Origin of the sequence: Pseudomonas sp. PS1(2021) (assembly GCF_020405165.1) — a bacterium.
GTDB classification, from domain to species: domain Bacteria; phylum Pseudomonadota; class Gammaproteobacteria; order Pseudomonadales; family Pseudomonadaceae; genus Pseudomonas; species Pseudomonas aeruginosa.
Map to the genome: position 1 here is coordinate 5,795,581 of NZ_CP084484.1, position 21,373 is coordinate 5,816,953.

The 21,373-nt window shown below is 66.8% G+C and carries 20 protein-coding genes; 14 read left to right on the plus strand and 6 right to left on the minus strand.

The window, feature by feature from the left end:
- The first annotated feature begins 104 nt into the window (after positions 1–104).
- From LE197_RS27600 to LE197_RS27650, 11 genes are all read left to right on the plus strand, one after another.
- Complete coding sequence (locus LE197_RS27600) at positions 105–635, plus strand: DUF5943 domain-containing protein (protein ID WP_003107282.1); 531 nt, start codon at positions 105–107, stop codon at positions 633–635.
- A gap of 15 nt (positions 636–650) precedes the next feature.
- Positions 651–2,711, plus strand: coding sequence for a dimethylglycine demethylation protein DgcA (dgcA, locus tag LE197_RS27605; RefSeq protein WP_003107280.1), 2,061 nt, complete (start codon positions 651–653; stop codon positions 2,709–2,711).
- A 103-nt stretch (positions 2,712–2,814) separates the two neighbouring features.
- Entirely contained in the window at positions 2,815–4,776 is a 1,962-nt protein-coding gene (gene dgcB / locus LE197_RS27610) for a dimethylglycine demethylation protein DgcB (protein WP_003107277.1), read from the plus strand.
- 118 nt (positions 4,777–4,894) lie between these two features.
- Positions 4,895–6,127 (plus strand): electron transfer flavoprotein subunit alpha/FixB family protein, encoded by a 1,233-nt coding sequence (locus LE197_RS27615; protein WP_029610566.1) that lies wholly within the window; start codon positions 4,895–4,897, stop codon positions 6,125–6,127.
- Between the two features lie 35 nt (positions 6,128–6,162).
- Positions 6,163–6,936 carry an electron transfer flavoprotein subunit beta/FixA family protein gene (locus LE197_RS27620; protein WP_023089756.1) on the plus strand — a complete coding sequence of 258 codons (774 nt, stop codon included), beginning with the start codon at positions 6,163–6,165 and terminating at the stop codon, positions 6,934–6,936.
- A 124-nt stretch (positions 6,937–7,060) separates the two neighbouring features.
- Positions 7,061–7,630 carry a hypothetical protein gene (locus LE197_RS27625; RefSeq protein ID WP_003096751.1) on the plus strand — a complete coding sequence of 190 codons (570 nt, stop codon included), beginning with the start codon at positions 7,061–7,063 and terminating at the stop codon, positions 7,628–7,630.
- A 7-nt stretch (positions 7,631–7,637) separates the two neighbouring features.
- Positions 7,638–7,844 carry a helix-turn-helix domain-containing protein gene (locus tag LE197_RS27630; RefSeq protein ID WP_003096753.1) on the plus strand — a complete coding sequence of 69 codons (207 nt, stop codon included), beginning with the start codon at positions 7,638–7,640 and terminating at the stop codon, positions 7,842–7,844.
- A 31-nt stretch (positions 7,845–7,875) separates the two neighbouring features.
- Positions 7,876–8,280 (plus strand): hypothetical protein, encoded by a 405-nt coding sequence (locus LE197_RS27635; RefSeq protein WP_003105714.1) that lies wholly within the window; start codon positions 7,876–7,878, stop codon positions 8,278–8,280.
- 13 nt (positions 8,281–8,293) lie between these two features.
- On the plus strand, positions 8,294–8,527 hold the full coding sequence (locus tag LE197_RS27640; protein WP_003105712.1) for a hypothetical protein: 234 nt from the start codon (positions 8,294–8,296) through the stop codon (positions 8,525–8,527).
- Between the two features lie 95 nt (positions 8,528–8,622).
- The gene (locus LE197_RS27645) at positions 8,623–8,856 is read left to right on the plus strand and encodes a hypothetical protein (protein ID WP_003105710.1); all 234 of its coding nucleotides are present in this window, start codon (positions 8,623–8,625) and stop codon (positions 8,854–8,856) included.
- Positions 8,853–9,143, plus strand: coding sequence for a cell division protein ZapA (locus LE197_RS27650; protein ID WP_003105708.1), 291 nt, complete (start codon positions 8,853–8,855; stop codon positions 9,141–9,143). The genes LE197_RS27645 and LE197_RS27650 overlap by 4 nt, the downstream gene beginning before the upstream one ends.
- On the opposite strand, the gene LE197_RS27655 is transcribed toward LE197_RS27650, so the two are convergent.
- The 3 genes from LE197_RS27655 to gbcA all read right to left on the minus strand — a co-directional run bounded on the left by LE197_RS27655 (position 9,140) and on the right by gbcA (position 11,445).
- A complete protein-coding gene (locus tag LE197_RS27655; RefSeq protein WP_003096763.1) occupies positions 9,140–9,316 on the minus strand; it encodes a hypothetical protein in 177 nt (58 codons plus the stop codon). The genes LE197_RS27650 and LE197_RS27655 overlap by 4 nt on opposite strands.
- A 4-nt stretch (positions 9,317–9,320) precedes the next feature.
- Positions 9,321–9,881 (minus strand): HdeD family acid-resistance protein, encoded by a 561-nt coding sequence (locus tag LE197_RS27660; protein ID WP_003096765.1) that lies wholly within the window; start codon positions 9,879–9,881, stop codon positions 9,321–9,323.
- 274 nt (positions 9,882–10,155) lie between these two features.
- Positions 10,156–11,445 (minus strand): glycine-betaine demethylase subunit GbcA, encoded by a 1,290-nt coding sequence (gbcA, locus tag LE197_RS27665; RefSeq protein ID WP_003096766.1) that lies wholly within the window; start codon positions 11,443–11,445, stop codon positions 10,156–10,158.
- 424 nt (positions 11,446–11,869) lie between these two features.
- Here gbcA and gbcB point away from each other — a divergent pair, with 424 nt between their 5' ends.
- A complete protein-coding gene (gene gbcB, locus LE197_RS27670) occupies positions 11,870–12,970 on the plus strand; it encodes a glycine-betaine demethylase subunit GbcB (protein ID WP_003096769.1) in 1,101 nt (366 codons plus the stop codon).
- Here the strand turns inward: gbcB and LE197_RS27675 are convergent.
- The 3 genes from LE197_RS27675 to LE197_RS27685 all read right to left on the minus strand — a co-directional run bounded on the left by LE197_RS27675 (position 12,964) and on the right by LE197_RS27685 (position 18,568).
- Positions 12,964–15,393, minus strand: a complete 2,430-nt coding sequence (locus tag LE197_RS27675) for a hypothetical protein (protein ID WP_057386717.1) — start codon at positions 15,391–15,393, stop codon at positions 12,964–12,966. The two genes, gbcB and LE197_RS27675, sit on opposite strands and share 7 nt — an antisense overlap.
- Positions 15,394–16,805: 1,412 nt before the next feature.
- Complete coding sequence (locus tag LE197_RS27680; protein ID WP_003105702.1) at positions 16,806–17,846, minus strand: low specificity L-threonine aldolase; 1,041 nt, start codon at positions 17,844–17,846, stop codon at positions 16,806–16,808.
- 80 nt (positions 17,847–17,926) lie between these two features.
- Positions 17,927–18,568 (minus strand): hypothetical protein, encoded by a 642-nt coding sequence (locus LE197_RS27685; RefSeq protein ID WP_003114452.1) that lies wholly within the window; start codon positions 18,566–18,568, stop codon positions 17,927–17,929.
- A gap of 215 nt (positions 18,569–18,783) precedes the next feature.
- On the opposite strand from LE197_RS27685, the gene glyA reads away from it, so the two are divergent.
- Entirely contained in the window at positions 18,784–20,037 is a 1,254-nt protein-coding gene (gene glyA, locus LE197_RS27690) for a serine hydroxymethyltransferase (RefSeq protein WP_003117183.1), read from the plus strand.
- Between the two features lie 85 nt (positions 20,038–20,122).
- Positions 20,123–21,373, plus strand: a complete 1,251-nt coding sequence (locus LE197_RS27695; RefSeq protein ID WP_003096779.1) for a sarcosine oxidase subunit beta — start codon at positions 20,123–20,125, stop codon at positions 21,371–21,373.

The following is a 21,373-nucleotide window of genomic DNA, read 5'->3' on the forward strand; positions in this document are numbered from 1 at the left end:
TCGCCTCTTCCTCCAGGGAGGGGCATTGCATCGCACCCATCTTCCCTCTCCCCGCCTCTCTCCCTGAAGGGAGAGAGGGAGTCAAAAGAATCGGAGCTTACACCATGGCCAAACATGCCCCCCAACTGCCCATCGAGGTCGACAGCGAGACCGGCGTCTGGACCACCGACGCCCTGCCGATGCTCTACGTACCGCGACATTTCTTCGTCAACAACCACATGGGCATCGAGGAAGTGCTGGGCGCCGACGCCTACGCCGAGATCCTCTACAAGGCCGGCTACAAGTCCGCCTGGCACTGGTGCGAGAAGGAAGCCGAATGTCACGGCCTGGAGGGCGTGGCGGTGTTCGAGCACTACATGAAGCGCCTGTCCCAGCGCGGCTGGGGCCTGTTCGAGATCGAGCGGATCAACCTCGAGGAAGGCACCGCCGAGGTCCGCCTGCGGCACTCCGCCTTCGTCTACGTCTACGGCAAGGTCAATCGCAAGGTCGATTACATGTTCACCGGCTGGTTCGCCGGCGCCATGGACCAGATCCTCGCCGCCCGTGGCAGCAGCCTGCGCACCGTGGCCGAACAGGTCTACAGCGGCGCCGAGGACGGTCACGAAGACGGCCTGTTCGTCGTCAAACCCCTGTAAGCCGAGGAAAGGGTCATGGCCTTCGAAGCAATGTTCCAGCCGATCCAGATCGGCAAGCTGACCATCCGCAACCGCGTGCTCTCCACCGCCCACGCCGAGGTCTACGCCACCGACGGCGGGATGACCACCGAGCGCTACGTGAAGTACTACGAGGAAAAGGCCAAGGGCGGCATCGGCCTCGCCATCTGTGGCGGCTCCTCGGTGGTCGCCATCGACAGCCCGCAGCAGTGGTGGAGTTCGGTGAACCTGTCCACCGACCGGATCATCCCGCACTTCCAGAACCTGGCGGACGCCATGCACAAGCACGGCGCCAAGATCATGATCCAGATTACCCACATGGGGCGCCGTTCGCGCTGGGACGGCTACCACTGGCCGACCCTGATGTCGCCGTCGGGTATCCGCGAGCCGGTGCACCGCGCCACCTGCAAGACCATCGAGGTGGAGGAGATCTGGCGGGTCATCGGCAACTACGCGCAGGCCGCCCGCCGCGCCAAGGAAGGCGGCCTGGACGGCGTCGAGCTGTCCGCCGTGCACCAGCACATGATCGACCAGTTCTGGAGCCCACGGGTCAACAAGCGCACCGACGAATGGGGCGGTAGCTTCGAGGGGCGCATGAAGTTCGGCCTCGAGGTGCTCAAGGCGGTGCGCGCCGAGGTCGGCGAGGACTTCTGCGTCGGCATGCGCATCTGCGGCGACGAGTTCCACCCGGACGGCCTGTCCCACGAGGACATGAAGCAGATCGCCAAGTACTACAGCGATACCGGCATGCTCGACTTCATCGGCGTGGTCGGCTCCGGCTGCGACACCCACAATACCCTGGCCAACGTCATCCCCAACATGACCTTCCCGCCGGAGCCGTTCCTGCACCTGGCGGCCGGCATCAAGGAAGTGGTCGACGTGCCGGTGCTACACGCGCAGAACATCAAGGACCCGAACCAGGCCACGCGCATCCTCGAAGGCGGCTACGTGGACATGGTCGGCATGACTCGCGCGCACATCGCCGACCCGCACCTGATCGCCAAGATCAAGATGGGCCAGGTCGACCAGATCAAGCAGTGCGTCGGCGCCAACTACTGCATCGACCGCCAGTACCAGGGCCTGGACGTGCTGTGCATCCAGAACGCCGCGACCTCCCGCGAATACATGGGCGTGCCGCACATCATCGAGAAGTCCGCCGGACCGAAGCGCAAGGTGGTGGTGGTCGGCGGCGGGCCGGCCGGGATGGAAGCGGCCCGCGTGGCGGCCGAGCGTGGCCACGACGTGACCCTATTCGAGAAGAAGGAGCAGCTCGGCGGCCAGATCACCACCGCCGCCAAGGCGCCGCAACGCGACCAGATCGCCGGCATCACCCGTTGGTACCAGCTGGAGCTGGCGCGCCTGGGCATCGACCTGCGCCTGGGCACCGCGGCCGACCCCGAGACCATCCTCGACCTGCGCCCGGACGTGGTGGTGCTGGCCAACGGCGGACATCCGTTCCTCGAGCAGAACGAACACTGGGGCGCCGCCGAAGGCCTGGTGGTGAGCAGCTGGGACGTGCTCGACGGCACGGTCGAGCCAGGCAAGAACGTGCTGGTCTACGACACCATCTGCGAGTTCAGCGGCATGTCGGTGGCGGACTTCCTCGCCGACAAGGGCGCCCAGGTGGAGATCGTCACCGACGACATCAAGCCGGGCGTGGCCATCGGCGGCACCACCTTCCCCACCTACTACCGCAGCATGTATCCCAAGGAAGTGATCATGACCGGCGACCTCATGCTGGAGAAGGTCTACCGCGAGGGCGACAAGCTGGTGGCGGTGCTGGAGAACGAATACACCGGCGCGCGGGAAGAGCGGGTGGTCGACCAGGTGGTGGTGGAAAACGGCGTGCGCCCCGACGAGAGCCTCTACTACGCGCTCAAGCAGGGCTCGCGGAACAAGGGCCAGATCGACGTCGAGGCGCTGTTCGCGATCCAGCCGCAGCCCTGCCTCAGCCAGTCCGGAGAAGGCTACCTGCTGTTCCGCATCGGCGACTGCGTGGCCCAGCGCAACACCCATGCGGCGATCTATGACGCGCTGCGCTTGTGCAAGGATTTCTAAGACACGCCTCGTGGCATCCGACCGGCACGGCCGGCCCCCCTCTCCCGCAAGCGGGAGAGGAGGCCGATCCAGCGCCGCCTGACGTCCCGCAGGGAGACCAGAAATGCTCGACACCCTCCTCCCCGTCCTGCTCTTCGCCGCCCTGGCACTTGCCGTGCTCGGCGCCGCGAAGCGCTTCCTCATGTGGCGCCGCGGCCGACCCGCCAAGGTCGACTGGATCGGCGGCCTCATGCAGATGCCGCGTCGCTACCTAGTGGACCTGCACCATGTGGTAGAGCGCGACAGGTACATGTCCAGGACCCACGTCGCCACCGCCGGCGGCTTCGTCCTGGCGGCGCTGCTGGCGATCCTGGTACACGGTTTCGGGCTGCACGGCCGGATCCTCGGCTTCGCCCTGCTGGCGGCCACGGCGCTGATGTTCGTCGGCGCGCTGTTCGTCGCCCGCCGCCGCCTCGACCCACCGTCGCGGCTGTCGAAGGGCCCCTGGATGCGCCTGCCGAAGAGCCTGCTGGCGTTCGCCGCGAGCTTCTTCCTCGCCACCCTGCCGGTGGCCGGGATCCTGCCGGAAGGCTTCGGCGGCTGGTTCCTCGCCGGCCTCCTCGCCATTGGCGTGGCCTGGGGCGTGTCCGAGCTGTTCCTCGGCATGACCTGGGGCGGGCCGATGAAGCACGCCTTCGCCGGTGCCCTGCACCTGGCCTGGCACCGCCGCGCCGAACGCTTCGGCGGCGGCCGCTCCACCGGCCTCAAGGCGCTCGACCTGGCCGATCCGCAGGCGCCGCTGGGCGTGGAAAAGCCCAGCGACTTCACCTGGAACCAGTTGCTCGGGTTCGACGCCTGCGTGCAGTGCGGCAAGTGCGAGGCGATGTGCCCGGCGTTCGCCGCCGGCCAGCCGCTGAACCCGAAGAAGCTGATCCAGGACATGGTCATCGGCCTGGCCGGAGGCAACGACGCGAAGTTCGCCGGCAGCCCCTATCCAGGCAAACCGCTGGGCGAGCACGGCGGCGGCCCGCACCAGCCGATCGTCGCGCTGGATGGCAAGGCCCTGGTCGACGCCGACACCCTGTGGTCCTGCACCACCTGCCGGGCCTGCGTCGAGGAGTGCCCGATGATGATCGAGCACGTCGACGCCATCGTCGACATGCGCCGCCACCTGACCCTGGAGAAAGGCGCCACGCCGAACAAGGGCGCCGAGGTGCTGGACAACCTGATCGCCACCGACAACCCCGGCGGCTTCGCCCCCGGCGGCCGGTTGAACTGGGCGGCCGACCTGAACCTGCCGCTGATGAGCGAGAAGAAGAGCGCCGACGTGCTGTTCTGGGTCGGCGATGGCGCCTTCGACATGCGCAACCAGCGCACCCTGCGCGCCTTCGTGAAGATCCTCAAGGCGGCCGCGGTGGACTTCGCCGTGCTCGGCCTGGAGGAGCGCGACAGCGGCGACGTGGCGCGCCGGCTGGGCGACGAGGCGACCTTCCAGAACCTGGCCAGGCGCAATATCGCGACCCTGGCGAAATACCGCTTCACCCGCATCGTCAGCTGCGACCCGCACAGCTTCCATGTGCTGAAGAACGAATACGGCGCCCTCGGCGGCGACTACCAGGTACTGCACCACAGCACCTTCATCGACGAACTGCTGCGCGCCGGCACGCTGCAACCGGGCCGCAGCAAGGCCGGCAGCGTCACCTACCACGACCCCTGCTACCTGGGCCGCTACAACGGCGAGTACGAGGCGCCGCGCAACGTGCTGCGCGCACTCGGCATCGAGGTCAAGGAAATGCAACGCTCCGGCTTCCGCTCGCGCTGTTGCGGCGGCGGTGGCGGCGCGCCGATCACCGACATCCCCGGCAAGCAACGGATTCCCGACATGCGCATGGCCGACATCCGCGAGACCGGCGCCGAGCTGGTGGCCGTCGGCTGCCCGCAGTGCACCGCGATGCTCGAAGGCGTAGTGGCGCCGCGGCCGGAGATCAAGGACATCGCCGAGCTGGTAGCGGAAGCGCTGATAGAACAGGCGGAAGCGCCGGCAAAAAAGCCGTTGCGGCGTGAAGCCGTGGCGGAGGTGCATTGATGAGAGTGTCGAGCTTCACATCGAATCCGCTGCTGACCGGGGCAGCACGGATAGCGGCCTCTCCCTCCAGGGAGGGGGCCGCAGGATCGGGTAGCCGCAGCCACAGGAAGCATTCCGCATGAACGATATCGTCCGTCGCGATCCACGCGCCGAATGGATCGCCCGCAACCGCCTGCATCCGCTGCATGCGGCCATGCAGTCCGCCCAAGGCGGCGAGGTGCGCTGGATGGGCCCCCACGGCGTGATCCGCAAGAACCCGCACGCCGTCGGCTTCGTCGGCCCCAACGGCATCCGCCGCATCGATCGCTCCGGCGGCCAGCAGGGCAGCGGCGTGCGCCGCGCCAGCGTAGCGCAGGAAGCGCAGTTGCCGCTGCATGTGGTCGAGCAACCGGCATTCCTCGTCGCGGTGGTCCCGGACATGGTCGGCGGCCGTCTCTCCAGCCACGACAAGGACCTCCTCGGACTGGCCCGCAAGCTCGCCGGCAACGACGGCGCGGTGCTCGCCGTGGTGTTCGGCGAACACAAGGAAAGCGCCTTCGACAGTGCCGGCGTCGACCGCCTGCTGCACCTCTCCGGCGGCGAGTACGACGGCTACGCGCCCGAGCAGCGAATACTCGCCCTGCGCAACCTGGAGAACCAGCTCGCCCCGCGCCACTGGCTGTTCCCGGACAGTCGCAACGGCGGCGGCGAACTGGGCCGGCGCCTGGCCGCCGCGCTCGGCGAGCGGCCGGCCGGTCGCGTCTGGCAGGTCGAGGACGGCCGCTGCATCGGCCGCGCCGGCGCCGGCCGCGAGGACATCCAGCGCGCCCTGCCGCGCCTGCTGCTGGCCGCGGCGGAATGCGCCGAGCCGGTCAGCGAGACCCGCCATGAGGTTCGCGAACTGCACATGGCCGAGCAGGTGGCGCGCAACCTGCCACGCATCGAGGACCTCGGCCCGGTGGCTGTGGACCCGGCGCGGATTCCCATGGCCGAGGCCGAATTCATTCTCTCCGGCGGCAACGGCGTGCAGGACTGGACGCTGTTCCACCAGGCCGCCGCCGTCCTCGGCGCCACCGAGGGCGCCTCGCGGGTGGCGGTGGACGACGGGCACATGCCGCGCAACCGCCAGGTCGGCGCCACCGGTACCTGGGTCACCGCGCGGGTCTACCTGGCGGTGGGCATCTCCGGGGCGATCCAGCACCTGCAGGGCATAGGCGCCTGCGACAAGGTGGTGGCGGTGAACCGCGACGCCGGCTGCGACATGATCAAGCGCGCCGATCTCTCGGTGATCGGCGACTCGACGGAAATCCTCCGCGCGCTGATCCGCCTGGCCGAGGCACACCGCAACGGCGCCGCCCGCGATGCGGCCTGAACCCGCTTCCACGTACCTTTCATCGGTATCGAACCATGACTGAGCTGAACATCGTCGCGCTGGTCTCCATCGGCGCCCATCCCGCCTCCGGACGCCCGCGCCGTGCCGAACAGGACGCCCGCGCGGTGGAACTCGGCCTGCGCCTGAGCGGCCCACGCCTACAGGTGCTGCACGCCGGCGACCCGCACGCCGAGGCGCTGCGCGGCTATCTCGGCATGGGCCTGGAACGCTTGTCCGTGCTGGAACAGCCGGCCGGCGCCGACGCCCTGCCCGCACTTGCCGAGCACCTGCGCGACTCCCGCGCGCAACTGGTGCTCACCGGCAGCCAGGCGGAAACCGGGGAAGGCTCCGGGATGCTGCCCTTCCTCCTCGCCGAGCGCCTGGGCTGGCCACTGGTGGTCGGCCTGGCCGAGGTCGAGAAGGTCGAAGACGGCAGCGCTCAGGTCCTCCAGGCTCTGCCTCGCGGCCAGCGACGCCGACTGCGGGTACGCCTGCCGTTCGTCGCCAGCGTCGACAATGCCGCGCCGGTGGCCCGGCAGAGCGCCTTCGGCCCGGCTAGGCGTGGCGAGATCGAGGCCCATGAGGTGGAGGTGGTCGACGACCTGCTGCTCGCCGAAGACAGCCTGCAACCGGCCCGGCCGCGACCGAAGCGGCTCAAGGTAATCAAGGCGAAGACCGGCGCCGAGCGAATGAAAGCCGCCACCGCCAAGGCCTCCGGCGGTACCGGGCAGGTACTCAAGGATCTTTCGGCGGAAGCCGGCGCCGAAGCCATCTTCAAGCTCCTGCGCGAGGAAGGCGTGATCCGCTGAAGCGGGTCAGAACGCACTGTGCGCCAGATCACAAGTTATGACGTGGTGACGATAAATTATTGTATTACGATAATTTATTCCCTAGTTTCGCCATCCAGACGCGAAACACACAGGGGAACCCGGCATGGCGCTGTCCACGCATCTCAGCAACCACAAGCTCTATCTGCTCGGCATGCTCTGCGCCATCCTGGCCTGGGGCATGGCCTGCATCGAACTCGGAGCGAACACCCACCTCTGGTTCTCCGGCCTCAGCGAGCAGGGCTACCTGCAGGCCTGGAGCGATGAAATGCCGCGCCTGGCCAGCGACGGCTTCGTCCTGTCCTGGAGCAGCCGGGCGCTGCTGATGCTGCTGGACTACCTGCCGACCCTGCTTTCCGCGTTCGGCCTGGCGCTCACCGGCCTGTTCTTCCGCCGCCTGGCCAAGGGCGAACGCTGGTCGCAGCGCAACGCCAGGACCCTGGTGCACATCGGCCTGCTGTCCTTCCTGGCACTCTTGCTCCAGCCATTTATCAATACGCTGCAAGGTCTTGTACTATCTCTCGACCTGCCCGACGGCGAGCGTGTCCTGAGCGTTTCGATAGGACTCACTTCCGAAGCGGCCTACGAGTTTCTCAAGGCGATCTTTCTCTGCTCGTTCGGCCTGATGATGAGCGAAGCCAGGAAACTGGACGAAGAAGTAAGAGCCTTCATATGACGACCTCATGATCATCATCCGACTAGACGTCATCCTGGCGAAGAACAAGGTCCGCTCCAAGGAGCTGGCGGAAGCCATCGGTATCACCGAACAGAACCTGTCCCTGCTGAAGAACGGCAAGGTCAAGGGCATCCGCCTCGACACCCTGGAGAAGATCTGCGCCTTCCTGGACTGCCAGCCGGGCGACATCCTGGAATACGTCGCGGACGACTGATCCCCGCTCCACCCTTTCCCAACCAGAAACCATGAACAGACACCTGAACCTCTCGGGCGTTGCGCTCGCGCTCGCCCTGATCTCGGGCTGCGGCCCCTCCGTCCGCTACCAGTACGTGATGCCGCCGAGCGAAGCGGGACGCACCTGCGTCGCCCAGTGCCGCACGCAACAGAGCCAGTGCGAAAGCCTCGCGCGCCTGGAATGGCAGAACGAAAACCGCCTGCGCGAAGCGGAACGGCGCAGCTACCACTATTGCAGCCAGGGCAAGAGCAAGAAGCAGGCGCGCAAGGAATGCCTGGCACCAGGCTATTCCTCCTCGTTCGGCTACAACGGCTTCGGCGGCTCCGGCAACTTCAACTGCAGTTCCGACTACGACCGCTGCTTCACCGACATCTGCGGCGGCACCATCCGCCGCATCGTCGAGCAACTTCAATGATCGGAGTATCCCCATGAGCCGACGCCTCTTCCCTCTCCTGCCGTTCCTGTTCCTGGTCGGCTGCGCCCAGGGCTATCCCTCCTTCTCCGGCATCCTTCCGGACGTCCGCGTCAGCGGCGACGAACGCAGCTACGCCGAGCGCGCCGAAGACTGCCTGAAACGGCGCAACTGCCCGCCGGCCACCGATCGCGATCCCTTCGTCGCCGACCCCGGGCACTACTCGCTGGGCGGCAGCTTTCACTGGTGAAGCCGGGTGCCGAAGCCTGGCAACCGACCACGGACCTGGCTTCGGCAGGCGCTTTTCTTTATCCTGCGCGCCCTTTGAACGACTGGGACGAGATCATGCTGGAGAACACCCTGGAACGCCTGGAAACCCTGGTAGCCGAGCTGCTGCAACAGAACCAGGCCCTGCGCGACAGCCACGACCAGCTTCAGCAGCAGCTGCGCCAGGCCACCGAGGAAAACGAAACCCTGCAACTCTCCATGCTCGAGCAGGAAGAAAAGCAGAGCGGCACCCAGGCCCGCCTGGAAGCCCTGGTCGAGCGCCTCAGCGCGCAGCAACCGGTTAGCGCATGAGCCGCGACGGCGTCCAGGTCCTGTCGATCCTCGGCCGGGACTATTCGATCCGCGTGCCGGCCGGCGAGGAGAGGGCCCTAGCGGACGCCGCCGCGTTGCTGCAAGCGGAAGTGGACGCCAACAAGCGCAAGTTTCCCTACGTCACCAGCAACGAGCTGGTGGTGCTCTCCGCGCTCAATCTCTGCGCCCGCCAGCTCGGCGCGAACGACGGCGAGTCGCCGCGCCTGCGAGCGGTGGAGCAGCGCCTGGAAGCGCTGGTCGAGCGGATCGCCGGGGCATCCGGCTAGTCGCGCGCCTGCGGACTCGCCCAATACAGCTGCCGATGCCCGCGCGCCTGGTAGTCCTTGACCAGCGCGCAGGCCTCGTCGCGCGTCAGGTCGCGGCGCATGACGAAGGCATTGCCGTTGTCGTCCTGGCGCCACAGGCACCAGCGCGTTTCCTCCGCCGGCTTCGCCGCCACCGCGTCAGGCCTTCAGGGTCGAAGTCTTGCGCAAGCGCAGCGCGAGCATGACCAGCAACACGCCGAAGAACACCGCGTAGGCGCCGATCACCCAGACCACCGCCAGCGCCCCGGCGCCGGGGTTGGCGATCATCAGCACGCCGAACAGCACCGAGATGGCACCAGAGAGGATCATCCACCATTCGTTCTGGATCGACTTGCGCAGGCGGATCGCCGCGACGATCTGGAAGATGCCCATCGCCAGCGCCCAGCCGGCGATGATCAGGAGTAGGCCGATGGCGGTCAGTTGCGGCCAGAAGAACGCAACCAGGCCGGCCGCCACGCCGATCACCCCGACCAGCGCCAGCGGCCAGTTGAACTGCCCATCGCTGCGCATGTTGAACGCGGCGATCAGGGCGAACGCTCCGTCCACCAGCGCGTAGGCGCCCCAGAACAGCACCAGCACGGTCAGCGCCAGGGCCGGCGAGAGCAGGGTCAGGACGCCGAACACCAGCGCCGCCACGCCGCGCAGGGCCACCAGTTTCCAGTGCTTGCCCAGTTCGGCCCACAGGGGATTGTTTTCCACGCTTGCCTCCAGAGGCCGCCCTTGAGCGGCCCGTCCAGGTTGAGTCCTCCCACCTTAGTCCTTTTGCCGGGAGGCTGTCAGGGGGCGGAGGCGGGAGGCAAGGCGTGCGCGCGGGCTCAGGGCCGGGACTTCTCCGGCGGCCGCTGGCGGCGCCAGCAGGCGAACAGGTTCCAGGCCAGCAGCAGGCTGACGAAAGCGGAACTGACGTAGAACAGCAGGTTGTCCATGACCTTTCCTCCGCAGCGGCGCCCCGCCAGGGGGCGCCTCGTCCGGCTCAGCTGCCGGCCACCTTGCGCACGTGGGCGGACTCCTCGCCAAGGTTGTTCAGCATGCGCTCGCTGTACCAGTCGAGGAAATTGATCACACCGAACTCGTAGGTCTTCGAGTATGGACCAGGCTGGTAGGCGTCGGAGTTGATCCCGCGCTGGTTCTCCTCGGCCAGCCGACGATCCTGGTCGTTGGTCGCGTCCCATACCTCGCGCAGGCGCGCCACGTCGTAGTCGACGCCTTCCACCGCGTCCTTGTGCACCAGCCATTTGGTGGTGACCAGGGTTTCCTGGGCGCTGATCGGCCACACGGTGAAGACGATCAGGTGGTCGCCCATGCAGTGGTTCCAGGAGTGCGGCAGGTGCAGGATGCGCATCGAGCCGAGGTCGGGGTTCTTGATCCGGCCCATGAGCTTCTTGCTGCCCTGCTTGCCGTCCATGGTCATCGACACCGTGCCGTCCAGCAGCGGCATGCGCACGATGCGATTGCGCAGGCCGAAGCTGGCATGGGCGTACGGGATCTTCTCGGCGTCCCAGGCGCTGGTGCAGGCCGCCACCTGGTCCTTGAACGCCTGGCTGGCGCGCGGGTCGGTGACGTCGTCCCACTCCAGCAGGGTCTTCAGCAGTTCCGGGTGGGAGCCGTTGCAGTGGTAGCACTCGCGGTTGTTCTCGATCACCAGCTTCCAGTTGGCGGCTTCGCGGATGGTGGTCTGCACCGCCACCTTGGCGTTCTCCATGTCGTACGGCTCCATGTAGTGCTCGAGCGTCGCCAGGAAGTCGTCGATGGCCGGCGGGTTCTCCGCCAGGCTGATGAAGATGTAGCCGCCGGCGGTCTTCACCTGGATCGGCTTCAGGCCGTACTCCTTCATGTCGAAGTCGGCGCCCATCTCGGTGCCGGCGAACAGCAGGCGGCCATCCAGCTCGTAGGTCCACTGGTGGTAGGGGCAGACCAGCTTGGCCACCTTGCCTTTCTCGCTCACGCACAGGCGCGAGCCGCGGTGCCGGCAGACATTGTGGAAGGCATGCACCTGGCCTTCGGCGCCACGGATCACCAGGACCGGGTTCTTGCCGATCTGCAGGGTGAGGAAATTGCCCTTGGCGGGAATCTCGCAGGTCATGCCGGCGATCAGCCATTCCTTGTGGAAGATCTCCTGCATGTCGATCTCGAACAGGCGCTGGTCGCAGTAGAAGGGCTGCGGCAGCGAGAAGCTGTGGTCTCGGCTGCGCAGCATGTCGGCGGTGGCCTTGCGGGCCGGTTCCAGGGGATCGCCGAGACTCAGGGTGGAAGTGACGTCCATCGGTAACTCCTCATGCCGCCCCCGCGCGGGTGGCGGCGGAAAAAGTGGCTGATACGGTTGCTACGCAAGGTGGCGTTCACAGCCTTCCTCATCCCGGCGCGGCGTCCGGAATCCCGCCCTGCCGATGGACGGGCCCCGCCGTGGCGGGAATGAAGGTCAGTCGCTCTACACGTCCGGGCTCTACCCTCCCGGGGTTCATGCAAACCCTCGTCTCGGCTGGTCTGGAGTGTGGGCCCGCGCCCGCCGCCGACCTTATCCATGGGCGACATGACCGCATCCGTTTCCGACGCTCCGGGCCGCGCCCCAGCAGGCAGGTCGCGATAAGCATGTAAATGTCGCTGGCAGGTAAATGAGCGGCCACGGCGATGCGCACAATCCGCCCCATCAGGCCATCGTTCGGCCCCGTGCGCACGGAGAGATCATCATGTCGAGCAACTTCCTCAATCCGGTCACCACCCAGACCTGGGCCAACGGCCGGCACCTCGTGCGCTGCGTCAAGGTCATCCAGGAAACCTGGGACGTGCGCACCTTCTGCTTCATGGCCGACCAGCCGATCCTGTTCTTCTTCAAACCGGGCCAGTTCGTCACCCTGGAGCTGGAGATCGACGGCGAGCCGGTGATGCGCTCCTACACCATCTCCAGCTCGCCCTCGGTGCCCTACAGCTTCTCCATCACCATCAAGCGGGTGCCGGGCGGGCGGGTTTCCAACTGGCTGCACGACAACCTCAAGGAAGGCCAGGAGCTACCGGTGCACGGTCCGGTCGGCCTGTTCAACGCCATCGACTTCCCGGCCGACAAGGTGCTGTTCCTCTCCGGCGGGGTCGGCATCACTCCGGTAATGTCCATGGCGCGCTGGTTCTTCGACACCAACGCCAACGTCGACATGGTCTTCGTCCACAGCGCCCGTTCGCCGAAGGACATCATCTACCACCGCGAGCTGGAGCACATGGCCTCGCGGATCGACAACTTCAGCCTGCACATCATCTGCGAGCGCCACGGCCTCGGCGAAGCCTGGGCCGGCTACCGTGGCTACCTGAACCTGCGCATGCTGGAACTGATCGCCCCGGACTTCCTCGAGCGGGAAATCTTCTGCTGCGGCCCGACGCCCTATATGAGCGCGGTGAAGCACCTGCTGCAGGGCCACGGCTACGACATGAGCCGCTACCACGAGGAAGCCTTCGGGCCGACTCCGCCGGAGGTCCGCGCCGACGTCAGGGAACTGGCCGCGGAAGCCGCCGAGGCGCCGGAGGTACCGGTCGCCGACCAGCACCAGGTGGAATTCACCGCCACCGGCAAGAGCATCCGCGTCAGCCCCGGGGAAACCGTGCACGCCGCCGCCGCCAAGCTCGGCCTGCACATTCCGAAGGCCTGCGGGATGGGCATCTGCGGCACCTGCAAGGTAATGAAGACCGCCGGCGAGGTGGAGATGGAGCACAACGGCGGGATCACCGACGAGGATGTCGCCGAAGGCTACATCCTCTCCTGCTGCAGCGTGCCCAAGGGCGACGTGGTCATCGACTACTGAGGGCGCGAGGGAAACGCCAGGCGCTCCCAGTAGCGCCGCCGCGGCAGTTCCTCGGCCGGCAGCCAGCGTCCGGCGCAGGCCTGCAGCGGCTCGGCGGGAGCCTTCAGCAGCGAGTCCAGGGCCAGCACGTAGCGCCCCGTCCCCGCGCAGCGGAAGCACAGGTCGTCGTCGAAGCTGTCGAAGCACGGGTACTCGCCGAGGTCGTCGCGGTAGCGACGCAACGTCCGCTCTTGCACGTCGAGCAGCAGCAGGCGCCACTGGTCCCGTTCCAGGTCGCTTTCCTCGTAGCGCTGGACGTGCCGGGTCAGCGCCAGGTAGCGACCGTCCGCCGACCAGATCATTGGCGCCGCCAGGTTGCCCAAGCCGATGCCCGACGCGGTCAGCAGGTAGCCGTCGCGGCTGAACCCGGCGCGCACGTCCTCGTCGCGGTGCATGCCCTCGTAGTGGAAACCGAAGCCCCAGGCGGCGTCCTCCGCGCCCACCGACGGCAAGACGAAGTCGCCGTCGCTCCAGGGCCGTGGCGCTGCGTCCAGCCAGCGCGACGTGGGGCACAGCCGCCAGGCCGTGCCATCGAACGCCACCCGCGCCTGCTCGTAGTAATGCCGCCAGTCGTCGTGGAAGCGGCCGAATGCGTGCCAGGCGCCGGGCTCGGGCAAGCCTTCGTCGAAGCGGCGCAACAGGCCGGGGTCGCCTTCGCCCGGCCCGCCCGGCGGCTGGTAGGCGTTGCGGCCGAGCAGGTGGAGCAAATGCACCTGGCCATCGATGAAACCTTGCAGGTGTAGATCGGCCAGCGGCTCGGCGAGCCACTCCAGGCGCCGCTCCCGGCTATCGAGTATGGCCAGGCGCTGCGGCAGGGTCGGCGCCTCGGCGAAGGCCACCACGGCCAGGTAGCGACCGCAATCGGACACGCGGTGGTCGAGCGTCCACTCGCCATCCAGGCGCCAGTCGCCCAGGCGCAAGGCATAGGCGCCGCGCTCCGCCTCCTGATCGTCGCGCAACCACTCCCAGACGGCCCGGCTGCCATCGGCCAGCGGTGCGCTCTGCAACAGGCATCCCGGCCTGCCGGCCGCGCCATCCAGCGGCAGCAACAGGTCCAGGCGCGGCATGTCGGCCTCGCGCCAGCGCGGCCGGTCGTCCGCATCGCGAGCGTGCAGAAGGTAGAGGCTGGAATGGCTGTACGAACCCAGCGTGCCGTAGCATTCGTAGGTCAGGCAGGGTTGCGCCAGGTCCAGGCCGAAACGCAGCCAGCCATCCTCCAGCCCGAGCAGTTCGGGCCCGCCGGCATGGGGCTCGGCGGGCAACGCCGACCACGGCGCGCCCAGCGCACGCAGGCCGCCGTCCTCTCGCCAAAGCCAGTAGGTATCCTGCCCCAGCGGCTCGCCTGCTGCCTGCAGCGCCAGCGCCCGGCCGTCATCGTTCCAAGCCAATGGCGGCGCTTCACGGGACAGGTAGAGGCCGCTGGCCTCGTCGTTTATCCACAGCTCGCCGCGGTTGGCGCGCAGCGGCGCGAAAGGATCGTCCAGGGCCAGCAGGCTGTCCGGCAGCCAGGGGCGGATTTCCAGCGCGGGCCCGCCAAGCGGGGACGGTAGCGGTTGCGCGCGCAGATCCCCGCTCCAGCGCTGCCATTCGCTTTCGGGCAGCCAGAGGTCGCCGATGGCAACGAAGGCCTCGGCCTCGCTGCCGGCCTTGAGCGCCTGCAGCTCGAGGCGCTGCGGTGCGTTGGACGTCAGCGGACTGTGCCGCCCGATCACCTCGCGCTCGGTGACGCTGTCCAGCTCCCAGAAGTTGTCCACGGCACAGCGGTAGAGCAACCGCTCCTGCCGGTCGAAGATCGCCAGGCCCCACGCGCCTCGGCTCGGTATCGGCGAAACGAAGTGGCGGCCATCGCTGGAAAAGCGTGCCGAAGGATTGCAGTCGGGGATGAAACAGCCGTCGGGCATCAGGTAGTGGCATACCAGCGGGCCGCCCATGGCGATCTCGCCGCCGTCGAACAGGCGGATCGGCTCGCCCTCGGGGGTTCGCTCGGGCGCTTCGCCGCCCCAGGCGCTACCTCCCGTCGGCAGCGGTACGTCCAGCGCCTGCGGAGCCTGGCGCTCCAGGCGCAGGCCACGCTCGAAACGGATCTGCAGCAGCACGCCGCCGATCACCGCCAGCAAGCCACCGCCCAGTCCCAGCCAGAAGCCCGGCAGTGCCTGGCCCAGGGCGATGCCGCCACCCAGAACCCAGAAGAACAGCGCCTGTTGCAGGCGATACGGCACCTTGCCGCGCCAACGATCCATGGCCCACTCGGCGCCCAGCAGCAGCGCCCAACCCAGCGCTACCAGCGGCAACGGCAGGAGGACGCCAAGGGCCACCAGCACGGCGATCCAGGCGATCTCGCCGAGGCCTTCGAGCAACAAGCGGCCGAGCGGCTTGTCTGACATCCGATCATCCATGATCCATCCCACTTTCCTGGCAAAAGCCAAGGGTAATCAAGGCTCCGGCCAACCACCAGAGCCACGGCGAAGCTGACCTTCTCATACTGGAAAACACCAGGGCGCCAAGGTTGTCCACATTCGGACTGGAATTCCATACAGGTGTTCCTTCGCCGCCTGGATGTCCGCCATGTGTTCACTCAAGCATTTGAAATAAAAGATAAATTCTACAAATTCAAGTGCATTTCAGGGCCGGCTACTCAGCCCGTCCCTGCCTCCGGGAAGCCCTTTCCAGGCTAGGTTGATCACAGACTTATCCACAAGTTGTGCAATCCATCGCCTCCCCTATGTCCTGCGGGTCCAGGCACAACATACCGACAATACCTCCTCCGTGGCGCGAGGGCTCCGCAAGCCCATCCGGCTTCCCTTCCGGGTAAATCGCACTTCGCCGCACGCTCGGCCTGGCCGCACTCTCCTGCTCATTTAACGATCAATACGCCAGAGACCCCGCCGTACGGCCCCCCCAAGCGTGAGCGAACAACTTTTCCACAGGGCTTTACACTTCCCGTGGGGAAAAACAAAAAAATATTCACAGCATGAAGAAAAATCTCTGCTTTCTCAGGCAATCCGGCTCTTCCCATGCGCACCGATCGTTTATTGATCAATCCACCGCAGGCTTAGCCCTGTGCGGCTTCTGGCGCTATCCATACAGGTTGTCCACAAGACTTTCCAGGCCTTTTGTGGGCAACCCTGCATTTATACACAAGCTCCCTAAAGCAAGCCCGCCACCTGTTGACAGAACATCCGGTCAATTCTTGATCAATTCCCTGAAAGGCTCGCCCCACCGGGCTCTCCGCACTCTATAAACAGGCTCTTCACATCGACCTCAACAGGAATTGGGGGAAATTCCCCTCGGCGATTGCTTCCATTGTCCCAGCGACTTCGGAACGGAAGAATTTTGTCTTTTTCCTCAAGCCGTTACGTCCGCGCAGGGTGTTTTCGACTTTTGCGCCCACTTCGCTCCCCGTCTTTTCTATCCACAGGCTTGCATGGGCCCGGAGGGGACAATACCCGTCACCGTTTCGTCAGCGCGTTTCACCCGAACCGTCATCCTCTGTTCACAAACGGCTGTTTTCGCTCAAAAACCGACCAGCCTCCGGAGAGCCCGGCGGGGCGCTGCCCGGAAGCGACTGCGAACACGTTATTCACATTCGGTTCCACAGTGTTTGTGGATTGGACAGGTTATCCCGCCACTGGAGTGGAGCCGCGTGGATAAAGGCTTTCGGCGTCTCGGGCGGAGACAGGAAGGACGTTCCAGGGAGCACTTTTGCATAGCTCCCGAACAGTTAGCCCACAGAGTTACCCACAGGATTTGGGGAAAGAGCGGCCGCCCCGCGCCATGGGGGCGACCGAGAGCGGACTCAGGCGCCCATCACCAGGCGGATGTCCCGCGCCAGTTCGCGGACCCGCTCGATATCGGTATCCCAGGAACACATGAAACGCGCGCCACCTTCACCGATGAAGGTGTAGAAGCGCCAGCCGCGCGCGCGCAAGGCTTCGATCGCCGGCTCGGAAAGCTGTAGGAACACGCCGTTGGCTTCTACCGGGAACATCAGGCTGACGCCGGGAACGTCGGCCACCAGCTCGGCCAGCAGGCGCGCGCAGCGGTTGGCGTGATCGGCGTAGCGCAGCCAGGCATCGTCCTGCAGTACGCCGACCCAGGGCGCGGCGAGGAAGCGCATCTTCGAGGCCAGTTGGCCGGCCTGCTTGCAGCGGTAGTCGAAGTCCTCGGCCAGGTCGCGGTTGAAAAACAGGATCGCCTCGCCCACCGCCATGCCGTTCTTGGTGCCGCCGAAGCAGAGCACGTCGACCCCGGCCTTCCAGCTCAGCTCCGCCGGCGAGCAGCCGAGGAAGGCGCAGGCGTTGGAGAAGCGCGCGCCGTCCATGTGCAGGTGCAGGCCGAGCTCCTTGCAGGTGGCGCTGATCGCCTTCAGCTCGTCCGGGCGGTACACCGTGCCGACCTCGGTGGCCTGGGTGAGAGTCACCACGCGCGGCTTCGGATAGTGGATATCCTGGCGCTTGAGAGCGATGTCGCGGATCGACGCCGGGGTCAGCTTGCCGACCTCGGTCTGCGCCAGCAGCAGCTTGGAGCCATTGGAGAAGAACTCCGGCGCGCCGCACTCGTCGGTCTCGACGTGGGCGGTCTCCGAGCAGATCACGCTGTGGTAGCTCTGGCACAGCGCAGCCAGGGCCAGGGAGTTGGCGGCGGTGCCGTTGAAGGCGAAGAACACTTCGCAATCGGTCTCGAACAACTGGCGGAAGTAGTCCGAAGCACGCGCGGTCCACTGGTCGTCGCCATAGGCGCGTTCGTGGCCGCGGTTGGCTTCGGCCATCGCCGCCCAGGCTTCGGGGCAGATGCCGGAATAGTTGTCGCTGGCGAACTGTTGGGTGTGATCGGTCATGTGGGCCTCTGGAACGGTTGCCGAGCCCTTGTGGGGCTCCATGCGGTCGTGCCGGCACGGGTACGTGCCGGCACAGTCTGTCAGGGTAGCTTGGTCAGCTTCATCTGCTCGACGAACGGCACCAGCACCTGGCGCATCGCCGTGGCGCTGCCGCCATTGGGCGTGTCGCGGGTGCTGAGGGTCAGTACGTAGCGGTTCTTGATCACTCCGCTGAGGGTCGAGACGCCCTCCTCGCCCTTGGCCGGGACCATCACTCCCAGCGGGTCGCCCATCCGCGTGGTATCGATCAGCGGCAGGTAGTCCTCGCCGCCGAAGCGCTCGGCGGTGCCGTTCTTAAGGGCGGTCTCGCGGGTCTTGTGGAGCAGGGTCAGGTTGGTCTGGGTCATCTCGCGCAGCTTGTCCTGCGCCGCCCGATAGGCCACCGCGTCGCCCTCGGTCGGCGGCGCCGGCAGGCCGGTGTCGGTGAGGACGATCTCCAGGCGCTTGCTGCCGTCGGCAGCGCCGAAGACCACGGTGGCGTCGTTGTAGCCGCACTGGCGGGAGAGGAAGTCGTAGCCGAACAGTGGCTTGCCGGCCGGCGGCAAGGCCACTTCGAGTTCATGGCCGGTGCAGGAATCGGCCGGCAGCGCAGGCGCGGCGGCCTGCTTTTCATCGCCGCCCCCGCACCCTTGCAGGGATGCGCCGAGCAGCACGGCGGAAAGGAAGATCAGCGGGCGTTTCATGGTGTTCTCGCAGGACGAAGAGCACGCAGTTTAGCGCCAGCCCGGGGCGTTCCGCATCGGTTGCCGATTCCCACCGCCATGTCGCAAACGCACCTCCCCGTGGCGTGCATAGGCATCTGGGCCGGCAGGGCCGGTCATACCATCGCTGGCAAAGGGACCGCGTGTCCCGTTGCAGCCATTCCGGCGCGGTTCCGGCGCCGCAGGGAGACCCAGCGATGTTCAGCAAGCATGACCAGATCCGCGGCTACGACGACGAACTGCTCGCCGCGATGGACGCCGAAGAGGCCCGCCAGGAAGACCATCTCGAACTGATCGCCTCGGAGAACTACACCAGCAAGCGGGTCATGCAGGCGCAGGGCAGCGGCCTGACCAACAAGTATGCCGAGGGCTATCCGGGCAAGCGCTACTACGGCGGCTGCGAACACGTCGACAAGGTCGAGCAGTTGGCCATCGACCGCGCCAGGCAGCTGTTCGGCGCCGACTACGCCAACGTCCAGCCGCATTCCGGTTCCTCGGCCAACGCCGCGGTGTACCTGGCGCTGCTCAACGCCGGCGACACCATCCTCGGCATGAGCCTGGCCCACGGCGGCCATCTCACCCACGGCGCCAAGGTGTCCTCCTCCGGCAAGCTGTACAACGCCGTGCAGTACGGCCTGGACACCGCTACCGGGCTGATCGACTACGACGAAGTCGAGCGCCTGGCCGTGGAGCATAAGCCGAAGATGATCGTCGCCGGCTTCTCCGCCTACTCCAAGACCCTCGACTTCCCGCGCTTCCGCGCCATCGCCGACAAGGTCGGCGCGCTGCTGTTCGTCGACATGGCCCACGTCGCCGGGCTGGTCGCCGCCGGCCTCTACCCGAACCCGATCCCCTTCGCCGACGTGGTCACCACCACCACCCACAAGACCCTGCGCGGCCCGCGCGGCGGCCTGATCCTGGCGCGCGCCAACGAGGAGATCGAGAAGAAGCTCAACTCCGCGGTATTCCCCGGCGCCCAGGGCGGCCCGCTGATGCACGTGATCGCGGCCAAGGCGGTGTGCTTCAAGGAAGCGCTGGAGCCGGGCTTCAAGGACTACCAGGCGCAGGTGATCCGCAACGCCAAGGCGATGGCCGAGGTGTTCATCGGGCGCGGCTACGACGTGGTTTCCGGTGGCACCGACAACCACCTGATGCTGATCAGCCTGGTGCGCCAGGGCCTGACCGGCAAGGAAGCCGACGCCGCCCTCGGCCGGGTCGGCATCACGGTGAACAAGAACGCCGTGCCAAACGATCCGCAGAGCCCGTTCGTCACCTCCGGCATCCGCATCGGCACCCCGGCCATCACCACCCGCGGGCTGCAGGAAGCGCAGAGCCGCGAACTGGCTGGCTGGATCTGCGACATCCTCGACCACCTCGGCGATGCCGACGTGGAGGCCAAGGTCGCCACCCAGGTCGCCGGTCTCTGCGCGGACTTCCCGGTCTATCGCTGAGCCCCCCGAAGACGGTCGGGGAGCCCGACGCGCCCCGGCCCAACCCTCTCCGCGGGAGAGGGAGCAACAGTTCAGGAGCATCCACATGCAACGCTACTCCGGCTTCGGCCTGTTAAAGCATTCACTGAGCCATCACGAGAACTGGCAACGCATGTGGCGCACGCCCACGCCGAAGCCGGTCTACGACGTGGTCATCGTCGGCGGCGGCGGGCACGGCCTGGCCACCGCCTACTACCTGGCCAAGGAACACGGCATCAGCAACGTGGCGGTAGTCGAGAAAGGTTGGCTGGGCGGCGGCAACACCGCGCGCAACACCACCATCGTGCGCTCCAACTACCTGTGGGACGAGTCCGCGCTGCTCTACGAACACGCGATGAAGCTGTGGGAGGGCCTGTCCCAGGACCTCAACTACAACGTGATGTTCTCCCAGCGCGGGGTCTACAACCTCTGCCACACCCTCCAGGACATGCGCGACGGCGAGCGCCGGGTCAGCGCCAACCGCCTCAACGGCGTCGACGGCGAATTGTTGAACGCGCAGCAGGTGGCGGAGGAGATTCCCTACCTGGACTGCAGCAAGAACACCCGCTACCCGATCATGGGCGCGACCATCCAGCGTCGCGGCGGCGTCGCCCGCCATGACGCGGTGGCCTGGGGCTTCGCCCGCGCCGCCGATGCCCTCGGCGTGGACCTGATCCAGCAGACCGAAGTCACCGGCTTCCGCAAGCAGGACGGCGCGGTGATCGGCGTCGAGACCAACCGCGGCTTCATCGGCGCGCGCCGTGTCGGAGTGGTCACCGCCGGCAACTCCGGGCACATGGCCAGGCTCGCCGGCTTCCGCCTGCCGCTGGAGTCGCACCCGTTGCAGGCGCTGGTCTCCGAGCCGCTGAAGCCGATCATCGACAGCGTGATCATGTCCAACGCCGTGCATGGCTACATCAGCCAGTCGGACAAGGGCGACCTGGTCATCGGCGCCGGCATCGACGGCTACAACGGCTACGGCCAGCGCGGCTCTTACCCGGTGATCGAGCACACCCTGCAAGCCATCGTCGAGATGTTCCCGGTGCTCTCGCGGGTACGCATGAACCGCCAGTGGGGCGGCATCGTCGACACCACCCCGGACGCCTGCCCGATCATCGGCAAGACTCCGGTGCAGAACCTGTTCTTCAACTGCGGCTGGGGCACCGGCGGCTTCAAGGCCACTCCCGGCTCCGGAAACGTCTTCGCCGCCACCCTGGCCAAGGGCGAACCGCATCCGCTGGCCGCGCCCTTCTCCATCGAACGCTTCCACAGCGGTGCGCTGATCGACGAGCACGGCGCGGCGGCAGTGGCGCACTGA